Below are 18,617 nucleotides of genomic sequence, written 5' to 3'. Positions count from 1 at the left end.
GGTGGTCACGCCCCCGCCTTCGTGGTGCCGGCGGCTGTGTCGGTGAGTGGTGTGTCCGGTGGTACGTCGAGTTGGCCGGTCTCGTGGAATTCGAGCTGCTTCCTGCGGTCGGCGACGAGCCCTTCGGGGCGGAAGCGCATCAGGAGGATGAGTGCGAGTCCGAAGAGGAAGAGCTGGTAGTCCTGCATGAACTGCAGTTTGGCCGGGATGAGGTAGAGCAGTGCGGCGCCGACGAGGGGTCCGCTGAGGGTTCCCATGCCGCCGAGGACGACGGCGGCGAGGAGGAACACGGAGTTCGGGGGTACGGATCCGGCGAACTGGTACTGCTCGGGGGTGACCGTGTAGGAGACGTGTGCCTGCACGGTGCCGGCGAGGCCGGCGAGGGTGGCGCCGAGGGCGAAGGCGAGCAGTTTGAGCCGGAAGGCGTTGATGCCCATGGCGGTGGCCGCTGTTTCGTCCTCGCGGATGGCTACCCAGGCCCGGCCGATGCGGGATTCTCCGGAGCGTCGGAAGACGAGGACGACGACGGCGGTGAAGAGGAGCATCAGCAGGTAGTAGTTGGCGGACCTGCCGAGGGTGATGCCGCCGAGGTCGTGGCTGAGTCCGAAGTCGAAGCCGAAGAGGTTGAGGTCGGGGATGCTGGGGATGCCCTGGGAGCCGTTGGTGAGGTCGGGGCCGCTGACGCCGTTGAGGGCGTTGACGGTGAGGCGGAAGATCTCTCCGAATCCGAGGGTGACGATGGCGAGGTAGTCGCCGCGGAGGCGGAGTGTCGGGGCGCCGATGACGACGCCGAAGACGAGTGAGACCGCGGCTCCGGTGAGGACGGCGGCCCAGAAGGGGAACTGGACGCCGACGGGGGAGAGGGGGCTGCCGGAGACGAGTGCTGCGGCGTAGGCGCCGACGCCGAGGAAGGCGACGTAGCCGAGGTCGAGGAGGCCGGCGAGGCCGACGACGACGTTGAGGCCGAGTGCGACGGTCGCGAAGATGAGGATGTTGGCGCCGATGAGGGCGTATTCCTCGTTCTGCTGGGTGAAGGGGAAGCAGAAGGCTGCGACGAGGGCGGCGCACAGGGTGACGTTGCGGTGCTTGGAGGTCAGCGCGGTGACGCGGGCGATGAGTCCGGCCCGGGTGAGTGCGGTGAATCCGAAGGCGACGGCAATGACGTAGCCGATGAAGAGTTCGGCGTATTCGGTGTCGATGCCGTAGGTGAAGACCTCGAGGGCGACGCCGAAGGCGGCGGCGATGATGAGGATTTCGGCCCAGGCGGGGAGTGCCTTGGCGCGGGCGGGTGCCGGTGCGCGGAGGCTGCCGAGGAATCGGTTGAGTGCGCTGGGGGTGGTGGTGTCGTCGAGGGGCTGGTCGTTGGGGAGGCCGAGGGCGGCGATGGTGGCGACGATCGCGCCGGCGAGGCTGACCCAGGCTCCGGGTTCGAGTTCGATCAGTCCGAGGAGGTTGCCGTTGTCGTCCTTGGTGACGATGACGGCGATGACGGTGTAGGCGGTGGTGAGGAGGGTGCCGAGGGCGAGGAGCCTGGTGGGGCTGTTGGTGCCGCCGGGGGTGAGCCAGCGCAGGCCCTTGATGCCGTATCCGGAGAGGGCGAAGAGGAGGGTGAGTGCTGCGCTGATGAGGGTGAGGACCTGGAGTCCGCCGGGGTATCCGGTGACGGTGAGGTCGCCGGGGAAGGTGTCGGTGTAGGTCCAGGCGAGGAAGGTGCCGATGAGGGCGAGTGCGGCGCCGGTGGTGGTGGCGGCGCGTGCTGCTGTGGTGGGCAGGGGGATCAGGGCGGTGTTGGTGGTCATCGGTATCACGCCCTGTCCGCGACGCGTTCGCCCAGCAGGCCTTGCGGGCGTATGAGGAGGACGAGGATGAGGAGCACGAAGGCCCATACGTCCTTCCAGGCGCCGCCTCCGAAGAGTTCCATGCCGGGTACGTCGCTCATGTAGCCGGTGGCGAGGGCTTCGGCGACGCCGAGGACGACTCCGCCGAGCATGGCGCCGTAGATGTTGCCGATGCCGCCGAGGACGGCTGCGGTGAAGGCTTTGAGGCCCATGATGAAGCCCATGCGGAAGCCGATCTGGCCGTTCTTGAGCCCGTAGGCGACGGCGGCGACGGCGGCGAACGCGGCACCGATGGCGAAGGCCATGACGATGATGCGGTCGGTGTTGATGCCCATGAGCTTGGCGGTGTCGGGGTCCTGGGAGGTCGCCTGCATGCCGCGGCCGGCGCGTGTCTTGGAGACGAAGAGGCCGAGGGCGAGCATGCAGATGGGTGCGGCGATGAGGACGAAGAGGTCGCCGCGCTGGATGTGGGCGCCGAAGAGGTCGATCGCTTCGCCCTTGAACTGGGGGAAGGAGCGGTCCTTGGTGGCGTCGGGGTACCACATCCATACGGCCTGCTGGAGTGCGAGGGAGAGGCCGATGGCGGTGATGAGGGGGGCGAGGCGTGGTGCCGTGCGCAGTGGCCGGTAGGCGAAGCGTTCGGCGGCGACGCTGACGGCGACGGAGCAGATGACTCCGCCGGCGATCATGAGGGGTATCGCAGCGAGCAGTGAGAGTCCGGACGGAAGCCCGAGGTAGACCGTGAGGGCTCCGAAGCCCCCGATCATGAAGATCTCGCCGTGTGCGAAGTTGATGAGCTGGATGATTCCGTAGACCATCGTGTAACCGATCGCGATGAGACCGTACATCGCGCCGAGGATGAGTCCATTGGCCAGCTGTTGCGGCAGTTCGTGCACCGCAGGGCCTCCGTGGAGTGGTTCGGATATGGCACCGCGCGGGAGTGCTCGTAGCGCTCCCGCGCGGTCTTGTGTGAGTGCGCTGTGGCCGTGGGGTCCGTGGTGGACCTAGTTGACGGCCTCGCTGAGCTTGGAGGCCCACTTGCCGCTGGTGACCTGGTAGGCGGTCATCATGGTGTTGGTGGTGTCGCCGTATTCGTCGAAGGAGACGGGGCCGGTGACTCCGTCGAACTTGACCTGGCTCATGGCTTCGAGGACCTGGATGCGGGCGTCCTCGGGGAGCTTGCCGTCGTTGTCGGCGACGACGGCCTTGACGGCCTCGATGATGGACCAGGTGGCGTCGTAGGTGCCGCCGCCGTAGGCCTCGTAGGCGTCCTTGTATCCGGCCGTCTTGTAGTCGGCGATGAACTTCTTGGCGGAGTCGAGTTCTTCGACGGGCTTGCCGACGGAGGTCGCGATGTCGCCTTCGGCCTTCTTGTTGAGGCTGATGAAGTCGGCGCTGTACATGCCGTCGCCGCCCATGAGGGGGATCTGGACGCTGTCCTTGAGCTGCTGGCTCAGGGGGGCGCCGGCGGGGTACTCACCGCCGTAGTAGACGGCCTTGGCGCCGGAGCGCTTGACCTTGGTGACGACGGAGTTGAAGTCGCGGTCGTCGGGGTTGATGTGGTCGGTTCCGACGATCTTGCCGCCGAGCTCGGTGAAGGTCGTCTTGAAGGAGGCGGCGAGGCCCGCGCCGTAGGGCTTCTGGTCGTCGATGAGGTAGACGTCCTTGACCTTGGCGTTGTCGAAGAGGTACTTCGCGGCGAAGGCGCCCTGGATCGCGTCCGTGGTGGCGGTGCGGAAGTAGGTCTTGAAGGGGCGCTTCTTGTCGCCGGTCTTCCAGTTGTTGCCCTGGGTCAGCTCGGTGCCGGTGTTGGCGGGGGAGACCTGGGTGAGGTTGGCGTCGTTGAGCGGCTTCTGCATCGACTGGGAGACGCCGGAGTTCAGGGGGCCGACGACGCCGAGGAGGTCCTTGTTGCCGATGAACTTCTGGGCGTTCTGCTGGCCGACGGAGGGCTGGGCCTGGTCGTCGAGTGCCTGGAGTTCGAATTTGATGCCGGGGACGGTCTTGTCCGCGTTGGCGGTCTTCACGGCGAGGTCGGCGGAGTTCTTGATGCCGAGACCGAGGGCGGAGAGGTCGCCGGTCAGGGGTGCGTCGACACCGATGACGACGGTCTGGGTGTCGCCGCCGCCGCTGCTCTTCGAGTCGTCGTCGCGCGATCCGCAGGCGGTGAGAGTCAGTGCGCCTGTGGTGAGCACTGTGGTGAGTATGAGCAAAGAACGGTGTCGCACGAAAGGTCCTTTCCCTGGCGCGGCCTCCTCTGCTGAGGTGCCGTGACGATCGCCGGGCCGTACTGGTCGATACAGGGCCGTGCAGCAGACGCGCCCGGCGGCGCGGTGACTGGCCGTGACTCTAAGGGCAGGTGAGGGGGTGCGGGATGGGTCCGGTGATGATGTGACTGTCTTGTTATGCCGTGGGGAAGGCTTGTTGGCCGCAGTGTGGAGGTGTACGGCTTTTGCCCGGGCGGTGAAGTGACCGCATGGTGAGAACCCGCAGCTCTGCTAAGGGGCTTGGGGTGATCTTGGTGCTGTCGCGCGAATCGGGGCGCAAGGGGCATGGGGGATGCCGGCCGGGAGTGCGGGGGCGGGGCGGGCGACGTTTTTCGTGTATTGCACACATGTTACGCAGTGTTACATGTGTGGGATGTGTGTGATGTGCCGTGAGGGGGGCGGTGCTGTTGAAGTGGCTCATGGAACGGAAGCGGCGGTCAAGGGTGTTGACCCTCCGTGTCCGCCAACTTTCCTCGCATGCTTCGGATATGGGTCTGCCCGGTCCGGATAGCGGTGCGCTTTCCGGCCGGGCAGGGGGGTGTTGAGGGGCGGGGGTCAGTCGGCGGCGGTGCCGGGTGCGTCGCGGAGCAGGCAGGTGAGGCGGGCGGTGCAGACCCGCTTGTCGTGCTCGTCGGTGATGACGATCTCGTACGTGGCGGTGGAGCGGCCGCGGTGCACGGGGGTGGCGACGCCCGTGACGAGGCCGTTGCGGACGCCGCGGTGGTGGGTGCAGTTCAGGTCGACACCGACGGCGATCTTGGTGGCGCCGCCGTGGAGCATGGAGCCGATGGAGCCGAGGGTCTCGGCGAGGACGGCCGAGGCGCCGCCGTGGAGGAGTCCGTAGGGCTGGGTGTTGCCCTCGACGGGCATGGTGCCCACGACGCGGTCGGCGGAGGCCTCGACGATCGTGACGCCCATGCGCTCGCCTAGGTGGCCGGCTGAGAAGAGTGCGGGGAGGTCGACGCCGAGTGCCGCGTACTCGTCGATGATCTCCTGGGGGAACGTGGGTGCGGTGTGCTCGCCCATGGGGTCCGGCTCCGATCGTATGCGGTTCGTATGCGGTCGTTCGTTGCTGTGTGCACTGTTCTTATCAGACGGCTGAGCGTGCGCTTAGGGGCGCTCAGGCCGTCTCGAACCGGACGACGACCGATTTGCTGGCCGGCGTGTTGCTGGTGTCCGCGGTGGCGTCTAGGGGGACGAGCACGTTGGTCTCCGGGTAGTACGCGGCGGCGCAGCCGCGGGCGGTGGGGTAGTGGACGACGCGGAAGCCGGGGGCGCGGCGTTCGACGCCGTCCTTCCATTCGCTGACGAGGTCGGTGTAGGCGCCGTCGGCGAGGCCGAGGGCCTGGGCGTCGTCGGGGTTGACCATGACGATGCGGCGGCCGCCCTTGATGCCGCGGTAGCGGTCGTCGAGGCCGTAGATCGTGGTGTTGTACTGGTCGTGGGAGCGCAGGGTCTGGAGCAGGAGCCTGCCTTCGGGGAGTTCCGGGTACTCGACGGGCGCGGCGGTGAAGTTGGCCTTGCCGGTGGCGGTGGGGAAGCGGCGTTCGTCGCGCGGGGCGTGGGGGAGGGTGAATCCGCCGGGGCGGGCCACGCGGGTGTTGAAGTCCTCGAAGCCGGGGACGACGCGGGAGATGCGGTCGCGGATCGTGCCGTAGTCCTTCTCGAAGTCCTCCCAGGGGGTGGTGGAGGCGGGGCCGAGGACGGCGCGGGCGAGGCGGGCGACGATCGCGGGTTCGGAGAGCAGGTGGGGGCTCGCGGGGGTGAGGTTGCCGCGTGAGGCGTGGACCATGCCCATGGAGTCCTCGACGGTGACGAACTGCTTCCCGCCGGCCTGGACGTCCTTGTCGGTGCGGCCGAGGGTGGGCAGGATCAGGGCGCGGGTGCCGGTGACGGCGTGCGAGCGGTTGAGCTTGGTCGAGACGTGGACGGTGAGCCGTGCGCGTCGCATGGCGGCCTCGGTGACGGCGGTGTCGGGGGTGGCGCCGACGAAGTTGCCGCCCATGGCGAAGAAGACCTTGGCGTCGCCGTCGCGGAGCGCCTGGATGGACCGCACGACGTCGTAGCCGTGGTGCCGGGGCGAGGTGATGCCGAATTCCTGGTCGAGGGCGTCGAGGAAGGCGGTGGAGGGCCGTTCGAAGATGCCCATGGTGCGGTCGCCCTGGACGTTGGAGTGGCCGCGTACGGGGCAGACGCCGGCGCCCGGCCTGCCGATGTTGCCGCGCAGGAGGAGGAGGTTGACGACTTCGCGGATGGTCGGCACGGAGTGCTTGTGCTGGGTGAGGCCCATGGCCCAGCAGACGATGGTGCGTTCCGACGCGAGGATCATGGCGAGGGCCTGTTCGATGGCATCGCGGTCGAGGCCGGTGGCGGTGAGGGTGTCGTCCCAGTCGGCCGTGCGGGCTGCCTGGGCGAATTCCTCGTAGCCGTGTGTGTGTTCGGCGATGAAGGCGGTGTCGACCGCGCCGTCGGCCTCGATGATCATTTTGTTGAGGAGGCGGAAGAGTGCCTGGTCGCCGCCGATGCGGATCTGGAGGAAGAGGTCGGTGAGGGCGGCGCCCTTGAGCACGCCGTGGGCGGTCTGGGGGTTCTTGAACCGTTCGAGGCCGGCTTCGGGCAGCGGGTTCACGGAGATGATCTTCGCCCCGGCGTTCTTGGCCTGTTCGAGGGCGGAGAGCATCCGGGGGTGGTTGGTGCCGGGGTTCTGTCCGGCGACGATGATCAGGTCGGCGTGGTGGAGGTCCTCGAGGCTGACGCTGCCCTTGCCGATCCCGATGGTCTCGGTGAGGGCCGAGCCGGACGACTCGTGGCACATGTTGGAGCAGTCGGGCAGGTTGTTGGTGCCGAACTCGCGGGCGAAGAGCTGGAGGAGGAAGGCCGCCTCGTTGCTGGTGCGTCCGGAGGTGTAGAAGAGGGCCTCGTCGGGGGAGGAGAGCGCGGTCAGCTCCTCGGCGATGATCTCGAAGGCGCGTTCCCAGGTCACGGCTTCGTACCGGTCGGCGCCCTCGGGCAGATACACGGGCTGCGTGATGCGTCCCTGCTGGCCGAGCCAGTAGCCGCTGCGGGTGCCGAGGTCGGCGACGGGGTGGGCGGCGAAGAAGCCGGGGGTGACGCGGCGCAGGGTCGCTTCCTCGGCGACGGCCTTGGCGCCGTTCTCGCAGAATTCGGCGGTGTGGCGCTTGTCGCCCTCGGGCCAGGCGCAGCCGGGGCAGTCGAAGCCGTCCTTCTGGTTGACCTTGAGGAGGGTCTGCGCGGTGCGCCGGACGCCCATCTGCTGCTGGGCGACGCGCAGGGTGTGGGCGACGGCGGGCAGTCCGGCGGCGGCGTGCTGGACCGCGTCGATCCGCGGGGCGTCCTGGACCGGGTCACCGGTCGGGGGCTTGGTGGCCATGGTGCTCCCCTTCGAGCCTTCGGCCGCCTCCGGGTGCGGTGCGGGCGCGCGTGTCGCGTCCGGCCGGGCCCGTGGCGTCCTGTCTCTTCTTCTTACGCCTTGACAGTCCTTCGATCCTGTCATGCACGCGTGCCGGGTCCCTCCGCGGGAAGCGTGAGGGCGGGGAGGCCGCTCCGGAGGGTGTGGCAGCGGTGTCCCTGGCCGGGGGCGGGGCGGCGGCCGGTCCGGATTGTCAGTGGTCCGTGGCAGGATCGGGGGCGTGGCTGAGACGGCATCGAAGAAGACGGCAGACAACCGACCGCGCCTGCTCCTGATGGACGGGCACTCCCTGGCGTACAGGGCGTTCTTCGCCCTGCCCGCGGAGAATTTCACGACGGCGACGGGGCAGCCGACGAATGCCGTGTACGGCTTCATGTCGATGCTGGCGAACACGCTGCGCGACGAGGCGCCCACTCATTTCGCGGTGGCGTTCGACGTGTCCCGCAAGACGTGGCGTGCGCAGGAGTTCCCCGAGTACAAGGCGAACCGTTCGAAGACCCCTGACGAGTTCAAGGGGCAGGTCGAGCTGATCGGCGAGCTCCTGGACGCGATGCACGCGGACCGGTTCGCGGTGGACGGTTTCGAGGCCGACGACGTCATCGCGACGCTGGCCACGCAGGCCGAGGCGGCGGGCTTCGAGGTGCTGATCGTCACGGGCGACCGGGACTCGTTCCAGCTGATCACGGAGAACGTGACGGTGCTCTACCCGACGAAGGGCGTCTCGGAGCTGACGCGCTTCACCCCGGAGAAGGTCCAGGAGAAGTACGGGCTCACGCCTTCGCAGTATCCGGACTTCGCGGCGCTGCGGGGGGACCCCTCGGACAACCTTCCGGGTATCCCCGGTGTGGGTGAGAAGACGGCGGCGAAGTGGATCAACCAGTTCGGGTCGTTCGCGGAGTTGATCGAGCGGGCCGACGAGGTCAAGGGCAAGGCCGGCCAGAATTTCCGGGACCATCTGGACGCGGTGAAGATGAACCGTGTGCTGACCGAGATGGTCCGTGACGTGGAGCTGCCGAAGGCCCCGGCCGACCTCGAGCGCGCTCCGTACGACCGCACGGCGGTCACGGGCGTGCTGGACATCCTGGAGATCCGTAACCCGAGCCTGCGCGAGCGGCTGCTCGCCGTCGACCCGGGTGCGGAGGAGGCCGGTCCGCCGGAGCCCCTGGCCGGTATCGAGCTGGACGGCGCGGTGCTGGGGTCGGGCGAGGTCGCTCCGTGGCTGGAGGCGCACGGCGGGCAGCCGCTCGGTGTGATGACCGTCGACACCTGGTCGCTGGGGTCGGGCACGGTCACGGAGATCGCGCTCGCCGCCGCCGACGGGGCCGCCGCCTGGCTGGACCCGGCCGAGCTCGACGAGGCCGACGAGCAGGCCCTCGCCGCCTGGCTCGCGGACCCGGAGCGGCCCAAGGTCCTGCACAACGCCAAGAACGCCCTGCGGGTCTTCCCCGAGCAGGGCTGGCGGCTGGAGGGCATCACCATGGACACCGCGCTCGCCGCCTATCTCGTCAAGCCCGGCCGCCGCTCCTTCGCCCTGGACGCCCTGGCCGTGGAGTACCTCGGCCGTGAGCTGGCCCCGGCCCCCGCGTCCGACGGGCAGCTGGCCTTCGGCGCGGACGACCGTGCGGAGGCCGACGCCCTGATGGCGCAGGCGCGCGCGGTGCTGGACCTGGGGGACGCGTTCACGACGCGTCTGAAGGAGGTCGGCGCCACCGGGCTGCTGCACGACATGGAGCTGCCGACATCGATCATGCTGGCCCGTCTGGAGCGGCACGGCATCGCTGCCGACCGGGCGCATCTGGAGGGCATGGAGCAGCAGTTCGCCGGTGCGGTGCAGCAGGCGGTGAAGGAGGCGCACGCCGCGGTGGGCCGTGAGTTCAACCTCGGCTCGCCCAAGCAGCTCCAGGAAGTGCTCTTCGGTGAGCTGGCCCTGCCGAAGACGAAGAAGACCAAGACGGGCTACACGACCGACGCGGACGCGCTGGCCTGGCTGGCCGCGCAGACCGAGCACGAGCTGCCGGTCATCATGCTGCGCCACCGGGAGCAGGCGAAGCTGCGGGTCACGGTCGAGGGCCTGATCAAGACGATCGGTGGGGACGGCCGTATCCACACCACGTTCAACCAGACGGTCGCGGCGACGGGCCGGCTCTCGTCCACCGACCCGAACCTGCAGAACATCCCCGTGCGTACGGACGAGGGGCGGGCGATCCGCCGGGGCTTCGTGGTCGGCGAGGGCTTCGAGACCCTGATGACGGCGGACTACAGCCAGATCGAGCTGCGGGTGATGGCCCACCTCTCGGAGGACGCCGGTCTGATCGAGGCGTTCACCTCCGGGGAGGACCTGCACACGACGGTCGCCTCGCAGGTGTTCGGCGTCGCGAAGTCGGCCGTCGACGCGGAGATGCGCCGCAAGATCAAGGCGATGTCGTACGGGCTGGCCTACGGGCTCTCCGCGTTCGGCCTCTCGCAGCAGCTGAACATCGAGGCCGGCGAGGCGCGCGGGCTGATGGACACCTACTTCCTGCGGTTCGGCGGGGTGCGCGACTATCTGCACCGGGTCGTGGAGGAGGCCAGGTCCACCGGGTACACGGAGACGATCCTCGGCCGCCGCCGCTACCTCCCGGACCTGAACAGCGACAACCGGCAGCGGCGCGAGGCCGCCGAGCGGATGGCGCTCAACGCTCCGATCCAGGGGACGGCCGCCGACATCGTGAAGGTCGCGATGCTGCACGTGGACCGTGCGCTCAGGGAGGCGGAGCTGACGTCACGGATGCTGCTCCAGGTCCACGACGAAATCGTCCTGGAGATCGCGAAGGGCGAGCGGGAGCAGGTCGAGGAGATCCTCCGCCGGGAGATGTCCACGGCGGTCGAGCTCCGTGCGCCGCTGGACGTCTCGGTCGGCGTCGGCAAGGACTGGGAGACGGCGGCGCACTGACGCCTCTTCCAGGAGCTGTGCTCAGCCGGCGTCCCGGCCGGCCGGGCGGCCCCGTGCGGTGTCCGCACGGGGCCCGTCCGCGGGACGGGGCACGGACGGTCTCCGCAGCAGCCGCACCCACGCCCCGTACAGCACCAGGCCGGCGGCCAGGCCCGCCCCGGCGCCGAAGCACGCGGTCGGGATGATGTCGAGGGGCGTGTCGGCGTGCCCGAAGTAGGCGTACCAGCGGGCACACCGGTGGACGACGCCCAGCAGGACGCACAGCACCAGGAGCGCAGCGGCCCACCCGCGTTCGGCCCGGCTCAGCACCGGCACGGACGCCGGAGCCGCGACCGGCCCGGTGCGCCGCAGGCCCGTGTGCGTGAACCACGCCAGGACCACCAGGGCCACGGCCGAACTGCCGTACTGGACGATCTGGAACACCGGGTGGCCGCCGACGCTCCGGCCGAGGACGGGGATCAGCTCCGTGCCCCACCGGTCGTGATGCGTGAAGGCGTCCCACACGACGTGGGTCCCCGAGCCGATGACGGCGGACACGACGAACCACACCGCCCCGCGGAGGACCGGGCGGCCCGGCTCACGGCGCCGCCCCCGTACGAAGGTGTGCACGCGCCCTCGCGCCGCCACGGGCAGCAGCGCGACGAGCGGTTCGCGCAGCAGCAGCCAGAGCGCCACCAGGGCGCCGGTGACGAGTACATCCACGGTGAACACTCCCCACACGGCGTGTGTCACCTCGCCGAACTCCATCGCTCCCGGCACGACCGTGTCCGCGTAGTAGGTGAGGTCGGGAGCGAACGACCCGGCGACGAGCGCGGAGGCGACGAGGGACCCACGGCCCGTGCCGGACCTGCGGATTCCCGGGAGCACGGCTGCGGCGTGGCTGAGCGTGAACGGCATGGCGGCAAGTATGCGTGAGCCCGTGTCACCCGCAGGGGCACCCGGGCGACTTGACGGCAGCGAAGCTGAGAAACCGGTAAGAACAGGGCGGGGACCAGTGTTCGGACGCCGGGAGTTGTCGTAGGGTCGCCTGAGTTCTCGCGCGGGGAGCGCGGACAGCCGTCGACGGGGAGGAACCGACACGTATGGCAGCGCAATTCGGCCGCAGGCTGCGCAGGGGGGCCACCACCACCGCGGTGGCCGCCGCCGCCGTAGCAGCACTCTCCGCCTCTCAGGCTCCCGCCGCACCACACCCCGACAGTGCCGCGGACGACCGGACCGCGGCCGGCGCGACACCGCCCGGCGACAGCGCGGCCACGGGCAACTCGCCCTACCACACCGACCTCCCGCCGCTCGATACGCCCAACAAGCCCGGTACGTCCGTCAATCTGCCGGTGACCGGCAGTGCCGAAGCGGGCATACCGGCCACCGTCCTGGCCGCGTACAAGAAGGCCGAGCAGGACCTCGCGAGCACCGACGCCGCGTGCCGGCTGCCGTGGCAGCTCCTCGCCGCGATCGGCAAGGTCGAGTCCGGCCAGGCCCGCGGCGGCAAGGTCGACGCGAACGGCACCACCTTCTCCCCGATCCTCGGCCCGGCGCTCAACGGCCAGGGCTTCGCGCTGATCAAGGACACCGACGGCGGGGCGTACGACGGGGACTCGACCCACGACCGCGCCGTCGGACCGATGCAGTTCATCCCGTCGACCTGGGCGACCTGGGGCCAGGACGGGAACGGCGACGGGCGCAAGGACCCCAACAACGTCCACGACGCGGCGCTGGCCGCCGGCCGCTACCTCTGCGCCGGCACCCGCGACCTGTCGCTCGCCACGGACCTCGACCGGGCGGTGCTGAGCTACAACCACTCCACCGAGTACCTGCGCACGGTGCGCTCCTGGTTCGACTACTACAAGCGCGGTACCCACGAGGTCCCGGACGGCACGGGCGTCCTCCCGAAGGACACGGACACCGGCACGCCCTCCCCGTCACCCACGCCCACTCCGCCGGCCACCTCGTCGCCGAGCACCCCGCCCGCCACCAAGCCGCCCGCCACCACACCGCCGCCCACGACACCTCCGCCCACCACGCCGGTGACTCCGCCGACCACGCCGCCGCCCGCCCCGGCGCCCGGCGCGACCTTCGGGAGTCTCGAGAACGCGGGCACCGGCACCCTCACCGCCACGGCAGGCGACGCGTTCTCCGAGCGCGTCAAGGTCCGGGCGAGGAACAAGCTCGGCGCGCCGCTCGCCAAGACGTCGGTCACCTTCACCGTCGTCGGCGACACGGACACCCGCTTCGCCGGCGGGAAGCGCACCGTGACCCTGACCACCGGGGCCGACGGCACCGTCACCGCCCCCGTCCTCACGGCCGGTGAGAAGGCGGGCCCCTTCAGGGTGACCGCCGTCGCCGGCGCCACCACGCCGCGCACCGTCAGCCTCCTCGCGAGCGTCACGGCCCGGGTCGCGGACACCCTCGTCCGTAGCGACGACAAGGTCCTGACGGCCGCCCCCGGCGCCGAGTTCGCCGACCGGCTCGAGGTCAAGGCGGCGTACAAGGACACGGGGGTGGCGGACACCCCCGTCACCGCCACGATGATCACCGATGCGGAGACGCCCACCGCGAACGACAAGGGTCCGTACTTCAAGGACGCGCTCGGCCTCCCCGTCCGCATCCTGACCCTGAAGACCGGTGCCGACGGGCTCCTCGAACTCCCGGAGATCTACGCCGACGACACGGCGGGCACCTACAGGCTGCGGCTCACCACCGCGAGCGGCGCCACGCTGACCGTCGAGCTGAAGGTCGAGGCCCCCGCGGCCTGACCCGCACGGGACCAGCGGGTTCCGGCTCCGGCCGGAAGCCGCTGGCCTCGGCGCCTCCGCTGTCCTGGGGCCTCCGTCGGTCCTGGGACCTTCGCTGGTCCCGGCACCTCCGCTAATCCCGGCGCAGCCGCGCCGACGTGAAGCGCGTGGCCTCCACCGTCGTCGGGTCCTCCGGCCACGGGTGCTTCGGGTAGCGGCCGCGCAGCTCCGCCCGTACGCCCCTGTACCCCTCCCGCCAGAACGACGCCAGGTCCGCCGTGACCGCCGCCGGCCGCCCGGCGGGGGACAGCAGATGGACCAGGACGGGCACCCCGGCCACCCGCGGCGTCTCGCTCAGCCCGAAGAGCTCCTGGAGCTTCACCGCGAGCACGGGCTGCTCCCCGCCGTACTCCACCCGGATCCGGGACCCGCTCGGCACCTCGATCCGCTCGGGGGCGAGCTCGTCGAGCCGGGCCGCCTCGCCCGTCGCCCACGGCAGCAGCCGCCGCACCGCCTGCCCGGCGTCGATCCGCGCCAGATCCGCGCGGCGGCCGGCGCGGGACAGCTCGGGCTCCAGCCACTCCTCGGCGCGGTCCAGCAGCGCGCCGTCCGACACATCCGGCCACGGCGCCCCCAGCACCCGGTGCAGGAACGCGAGCCGCAGCCGCAGCTGCTCGCTGTCCCGGTTCCACCCCAGCAGCCCCGGGCCCTCCCTGCGCAGCCCCTCCAGCAGCGCCCCGCGCACCAGCTCCGGGGCCGGCCTGCGCAGCGCACGTGCGGACAGCTCGACGGCCCCCAGACGTTCCACGGAACGGGCCACCACGTCTCCGTCCGCCCACCGGACCTCCTCCCCGGAGAACCGCAGATGTCCCGCGGCCAGCCGTGCGGTGCCCTCGTCGACGACGGCCGCAAGCCGCACCCGGGCGGACGCGGCATGGGCCGGCCGGTCCGCGACCGCGACCGCGAGCCACGGCGCGCTGCGCAGCCGCGAGCCGTCCCGCAGCTCCGCGCCCGTGCCCGACACCATCAGGAACGCCCCCTCGCCCCGGGCCCGCGCCACCCGCTCCGGGAACGCCAGCGCCGCCACCAGCCCCACGGCCGCGTCGTCCGGGCCGGTACCGGCGTCCGCCGAGGAGCCCAGGGACTGGGAGAGCCGCCGCACCTCCTGCCGCCAGCGCGCCGCGTAACCGTCCCCGCCGCGCCGCGCCGTGCGCAGCGCGTGCGCCAGGTCGTCCCCGTACTCCCGCGGCGGCTCCTCGCCGATGAGCGCCACCACCTCCGCGGCACGGCGCCCGCCGACCTCGTCCGCGCCGTCCAGGAGGGCACGGGCCAGCCGGGGGTGCAGGCCGAGCCGGGACATCCGTACGCCCCGGCTCGTCGCGCGCCCCGCTGCGTCCACGGCGCCGACCGCCGTCAGCACCTCCCGGGCCGCGCCCATGGCCCCGGCGGGCGGCGGGTCCAGCAGCGCGAGCCCCGAGGCGTCCGGATCGCCCCAGCAGGCCGCCTGCAGCGCGAACGCCGCGAGGTCGGCCACCTTGATCTCGGGGGAGGGGAACGCGGCCAGGCGCCCGTCCTCGGCCTCCTCCCAGCAGCGGTACACCGAGCCCGGAGCCTCGCGCCCCGCACGGCCCGCACGCTGGCGTCCCGCCGCCCGCGACGCCCGTACGGTCGTCAGGGCGCCCAGCCCCCGCGCGTGGTCGGTACGCGGCTCCCTGGAGAGGCCGGAATCCACGACGACACGGACCCCGGGCACCGTGAGGGACGACTCCGCCACGGACGTCGCCAGCACCACCCGGCGGCCGCCCGACGGCCCCGCCAGCACCGCGTCCTGCACGGCCGCCGGGGCGCGCCCGTGGACCTGGAGCACCTCGGCGCCGACGCCCGCGAGCTGACCGGCCACCCGGCTGATCTCTCCGACACCGGGCAGGAAGCACAGGACGTCGCCGTCGCGCTCGGCGAGTGCCCGGCGCACCACGGCGGCCACATGCGTCAGCAGCGCCGGATCCACCCTCATGCCGTGCGGCGGGCGTACCGGTCCGGCCGGCGGCGCCCACACCACCTCTACCGGATGGGACACCCCCTGCGCCTCGACCACCGGCGCGTCACCCAGCAGCCGCGCCCAGCCCGCCGCGTCCGTCGTCGCCGACGCCGCCACCAGCCGCAGATCGGGCCTGATCGTCCCCCGTACGTCGAGGAGGAACGCCGCGGCCGTGTCCGCGTCCAGATGGCGCTCGTGGCACTCGTCGATGATCACCACGTCGACGCCGGCCAGCTCCTGGTCGCGCTGCAGCCGCTGGAGCAGCACCCCGGTGGTCACGACCTCCACCACCGTGCCGCGCCCCACCACGCGCTCCCCGCGCACCGTGAAACCGACCCGTTCCCCGGGCCGCTCCCCGAGCAGCCACGCCATCCGCCGTGCCGCGGCCCGGGCGGCGATCCTGCGGGGCTCGACGACGAGCACCCGGCGCGCCGGACCGCCGCCGGTCAGCCCGGCGAGGACCAGGGGCACGAGGGTCGTCTTGCCGGTCCCGGGCGGCGCGCACAGCACCGCGGCACCCCGCTCGTCGAGCGCGCGCTCCAGGGCGGGCACAGCGGTGCGTACGGGCAACTGGTCCAGGGCGTCGGTACGGATCACGCCCCCAGTCTCGTACGCCCGCCGTTCAGGCGGACCGGTGGTCCCTCACGAGGCCCGGTCGTCCCGCTCGCAGACGAAGATCGCGGTGCCGGGGATCAGGTTGCCGCGCAGCGGGGACCAGCCGCCCCACTCCTGGTCGTTCCAGGCCGGCCACTCCGGCTCCACGAGGTCGATCAGGCGGAAGCCGCCCGCCACCACGTCCCGCACCCGGTCGCCCAGCGTCCTGTGATGCTCCACGTACACCGCGTCGCCGCTCCCGTCCTGCTCCACGTACGGCACCCGGTCGAAGTACGAGGCGGAGACGGAGAGGCCCTCGGGACCCGGCTCGTCCGGGAACGCCCAGCGGATCGGGTGCGTCACCGAGAAGACCCAGCGGCCCCCGGGCCGCAGCACCCGGTGCACCTCGCGGAACACCTGCACGGGGTCGGCGACGAAGGGCACCGCGCCGTAGGCGGAACAGGCCAGGTCGAAGGAGCCGTCGCGGAAGGGGAGCCGTCCGGCGTCGGCCTCCACGAGGGGGACGCCGTCTCCGATCCGCAGGGCGTGCTGGAGCTGGCGGTGGGAGAGGTCCAGGGCCACCGGGCGGGCGCCGCGCGAGGCGAGCCAGCGCGAGCACTGGGCGGCGCCCGCCCCGATCTCCAGGACGGCCAGACCCTTCAGGTCCCCCGCCGGGCCCAGCAGGGCCGCCTCCGCCTCGTCCAGCCCCTCCGGGCCCCAGACGAAGCGGTCGTCCCCGAGGAACGCTCCGTGGTCGCTCTGGTACTCGTCGGCGTTCCGGTCCCACCAGCCGCGGCTCGCCCGGCTGCTCTCCGCCTCGCCGGCTTCCCGCCGGGTCGCCTCAGGTTCGGACTCGTAGATCTCTTGGCTCATCGTGCCCGTCGTTGTAGTTTGCCTTCACCCGCCTCGCGCGGGTGCCTCCACGGGCCGTAGGGGTGAGTGCGCCTGTGCGCGCACGACACGCCGCTGCGACCGATGTGGCCTCGGTGAACGTGAGTTGTGCCGGGATTGGGGTGTTGTGCCCCGGGTGTGCGCCTTCGCGCATTGACCCTGTCCGGCTGCCCCCGTATGCTACAAGTTGCGCTGCGAGCCTGCGCGCTTCAGACCTAGCAGGCCGCGCTCGCGTCTGTTGCATGTCCCCTCGGTTGTCGAGGCGCCTTCCGGTTAACGGATCGGCGCTCTCCAGGCTGTCCGGTCTTCTGCAGAGGCGATACGGGCTCTCGGCGTAGCAGTACCTACGACTCACTGTCCGTACCGGAGCCCTTTCCCACATGACGAGCAGCACCGAGACCACCGCCACCACTCCGCAGGTTGCGGTCAACGACATCGGCGACGCGGACGCGTTCCTCGCGGCGATCGACGAGACGATCAAGTACTTCAACGACGGCGACATCGTTGACGGTGTCATCGTCAAGGTTGACCGGGACGAGGTTCTCCTCGACATCGGTTACAAGACCGAAGGCGTCATCCCGAGCCGCGAGCTCTCGATCAAGCACGACGTCGACCCGAACGAGGTCGTCAAGGTCGGCGACGAGATCGAGGCCCTGGTTCTCCAGAAGGAGGACAAGGAAGGCCGCCTGATCCTCTCGAAGAAGCGCGCTCAGTACGAGCGTGCCTGGGGCACCATCGAGAAGATCAAGGAAGAAGACGGCATCGTCACCGGTACCGTCATCGAGGTCGTCAAGGGTGGTCTCATCCTCGACATCGGCCTCCGTGGCTTCCTCCCGGCGTCGCTCGTCGAGATGCGTCGTGTCCGCGACCTCCAGCCCTACGTGGGCAAGGAGCTCGAGGCCAAGATCATCGAGCTGGACAAGAACCGCAACAACGTGGTCCTGTCCCGCCGTGCCTGGCTCGAGCAGACGCAGTCCGAGGTTCGCCAGACGTTCCTCACGACCCTGCAGAAGGGTCAGGTCCGCTCCGGCGTCGTCTCCTCGATCGTCAACTTCGGTGCCTTCGTGGACCTGGGTGGCGTCGACGGTCTCGTGCACGTCTCCGAGCTCTCCTGGAAGCACATCGACCACCCCTCCGAGGTTGTCGAGGTCGGCCAGGAAGTCACCGTCGAGGTCCTCGACGTCGACATGGACCGCGAGCGCGTGTCGCTGTCGCTCAAGGCGACGCAGGAAGACCCGTGGCAGCAGTTCGCCCGTACGCACCAGATCGGGCAGGTCGTTCCCGGTAAGGTCACCAAGCTCGTTCCGTTCGGTGCGTTCGTGCGCGTCGACGAGGGCATCGAGGGTCTGGTCCACATCTCCGAGCTGGCCGAGCGCCACGTGGAGATCCCGGAGCAGGTCGTCCAGGTCAACGACGAGATCTTCGTCAAGGTCATCGACATCGACCTCGAGCGCCGTCGCATCAGCCTCTCGCTGAAGCAGGCCAACGAGGCGTTCGGCGGGGACCCGGCCTCGGTCGAGTTCGACCCGACGCTGTACGGCATGGCCGCGTCGTACGACGACCAGGGCAACTACATCTACCCCGAGGGCTTCGACCCCGAGACCAACGACTGGCTCGAGGGCTTCGAGGCGCAGCGCGAGGTCTGGGAGACGCAGTACGCCGAGGCGCAGCAGCGCTTCGAGCAGCACCAGGCCCAGGTCATCAAGTCCCGCGAGGCCGACGAGGCTGCCGCTGCCGAGGGCGCTGCCGCCCCGGCCGGCGCTGCCCCGGCTGCCTCCGGCGGCAGCGGTGGCGGCGGCTCGTACTCCTCGGAGTCCGCGGACAACTCCGGCGCCCTGGCGTCGGACGAGGCCCTGGCTGCCCTGCGCGAGAAGCTGGCCGGCGGCCAGAGCTGA

The 18,617-nt window shown here is 70.8% G+C and carries 11 protein-coding genes; 3 read left to right on the top strand and 8 right to left on the bottom strand.

Going from position 1 to position 18,617, the window contains the following annotated elements; all coding sequences use genetic code 11:
* Nucleotides 1-5: 5 nt before the first annotated feature.
* The 5 genes from OG379_RS10210 to OG379_RS10190 all read right to left on the bottom strand — a co-directional run bounded on the left by OG379_RS10210 (nt 6) and on the right by OG379_RS10190 (nt 7,496).
* A complete protein-coding gene (locus OG379_RS10210; RefSeq protein WP_405661381.1) occupies nt 6-1,799 on the bottom strand; it encodes a branched-chain amino acid ABC transporter permease in 1,794 nt (597 codons plus the stop codon).
* Between the two features lie 5 nt (nt 1,800-1,804).
* Nucleotides 1,805-2,734 (bottom strand): branched-chain amino acid ABC transporter permease, encoded by a 930-nt coding sequence (locus OG379_RS10205; protein ID WP_405661379.1) that lies wholly within the window; start codon nt 2,732-2,734, stop codon nt 1,805-1,807.
* A gap of 108 nt (nt 2,735-2,842) precedes the next feature.
* Nucleotides 2,843-4,051: a branched-chain amino acid ABC transporter substrate-binding protein gene (locus OG379_RS10200; protein WP_405668472.1), complete on the bottom strand. Its 1,209-nt coding sequence runs from the start codon at nt 4,049-4,051 to the stop codon at nt 2,843-2,845.
* Between the two features lie 609 nt (nt 4,052-4,660).
* On the bottom strand, nt 4,661-5,131 hold the full coding sequence (locus OG379_RS10195) for a PaaI family thioesterase (protein WP_405661377.1): 471 nt from the start codon (nt 5,129-5,131) through the stop codon (nt 4,661-4,663).
* Between the two features lie 94 nt (nt 5,132-5,225).
* Nucleotides 5,226-7,496 (bottom strand): FdhF/YdeP family oxidoreductase, encoded by a 2,271-nt coding sequence (locus OG379_RS10190; RefSeq protein ID WP_405661375.1) that lies wholly within the window; start codon nt 7,494-7,496, stop codon nt 5,226-5,228.
* 259 nt (nt 7,497-7,755) lie between these two features.
* On the opposite strand from OG379_RS10190, the gene polA reads away from it, so the two are divergent.
* Nucleotides 7,756-10,467, top strand: a complete 2,712-nt coding sequence (gene polA / locus OG379_RS10185) for a DNA polymerase I (RefSeq protein ID WP_405661372.1) — start codon at nt 7,756-7,758, stop codon at nt 10,465-10,467.
* 21 nt (nt 10,468-10,488) lie between these two features.
* Here the strand turns inward: polA and OG379_RS10180 are convergent, their stop codons facing one another.
* Nucleotides 10,489-11,364, bottom strand: a complete 876-nt coding sequence (locus OG379_RS10180; RefSeq protein WP_405661369.1) for a DUF4184 family protein — start codon at nt 11,362-11,364, stop codon at nt 10,489-10,491.
* A 185-nt stretch (nt 11,365-11,549) separates the two neighbouring features.
* On the opposite strand from OG379_RS10180, the gene OG379_RS10175 reads away from it, so the two are divergent.
* On the top strand, nt 11,550-13,220 hold the full coding sequence (locus OG379_RS10175; protein ID WP_405661367.1) for a lytic transglycosylase domain-containing protein: 1,671 nt from the start codon (nt 11,550-11,552) through the stop codon (nt 13,218-13,220).
* Between the two features lie 112 nt (nt 13,221-13,332).
* Here the strand turns inward: OG379_RS10175 and hrpB are convergent, their stop codons facing one another.
* Nucleotides 13,333-15,834, bottom strand: a complete 2,502-nt coding sequence (gene hrpB / locus OG379_RS10170) for an ATP-dependent helicase HrpB (protein WP_405661364.1) — start codon at nt 15,832-15,834, stop codon at nt 13,333-13,335.
* A 45-nt stretch (nt 15,835-15,879) separates the two neighbouring features.
* Complete coding sequence (locus tag OG379_RS10165; RefSeq protein WP_393755439.1) at nt 15,880-16,704, bottom strand: class I SAM-dependent methyltransferase; 825 nt, start codon at nt 16,702-16,704, stop codon at nt 15,880-15,882.
* Between the two features lie 398 nt (nt 16,705-17,102).
* Between OG379_RS10165 and rpsA the strand changes: the two genes are divergently transcribed.
* The gene (gene rpsA, locus OG379_RS10160) at nt 17,103-18,617 is read left to right on the top strand and encodes a 30S ribosomal protein S1 (RefSeq protein ID WP_104789902.1); all 1,515 of its coding nucleotides are present in this window, start codon (nt 17,103-17,105) and stop codon (nt 18,615-18,617) included.

This window comes from Streptomyces sp. NBC_01166, assembly GCF_045039765.1.
GTDB lineage: Bacteria > Actinomycetota > Actinomycetes > Streptomycetales > Streptomycetaceae > Streptomyces.
Note: the sequence above shows the minus strand (reverse complement) of the source record. Positions and strands in the feature narration are given on the sequence as shown.

Bases quoted from the DNA above. Each gene is read 5' to 3' on its own strand.
- OG379_RS10210 (WP_405661381.1), bottom strand. From the start codon at position 1,799: ATGACCACCAACACCGCCCTGATCCCCCTGCCCACCACAGCAGCACGC.
- OG379_RS10190 (WP_405661375.1), bottom strand. From the start codon at position 7,496: ATGGCCACCAAGCCCCCGACCGGTGACCCGGTCCAGGACGCCCCGCGG.
- OG379_RS10180 (WP_405661369.1), bottom strand. From the start codon at position 11,364: ATGCCGTTCACGCTCAGCCACGCCGCAGCCGTGCTCCCGGGAATCCGC.
- OG379_RS10165 (WP_393755439.1), bottom strand. From the start codon at position 16,704: ATGAGCCAAGAGATCTACGAGTCCGAACCTGAGGCGACCCGGCGGGAA.
- OG379_RS10195 (WP_405661377.1), bottom strand. From the start codon at position 5,131: ATGGGCGAGCACACCGCACCCACGTTCCCCCAGGAGATCATCGACGAG.
- OG379_RS10175 (WP_405661367.1), top strand. From the start codon at position 11,550: ATGGCAGCGCAATTCGGCCGCAGGCTGCGCAGGGGGGCCACCACCACC.
- rpsA (WP_104789902.1), top strand. From the start codon at position 17,103: ATGACGAGCAGCACCGAGACCACCGCCACCACTCCGCAGGTTGCGGTC.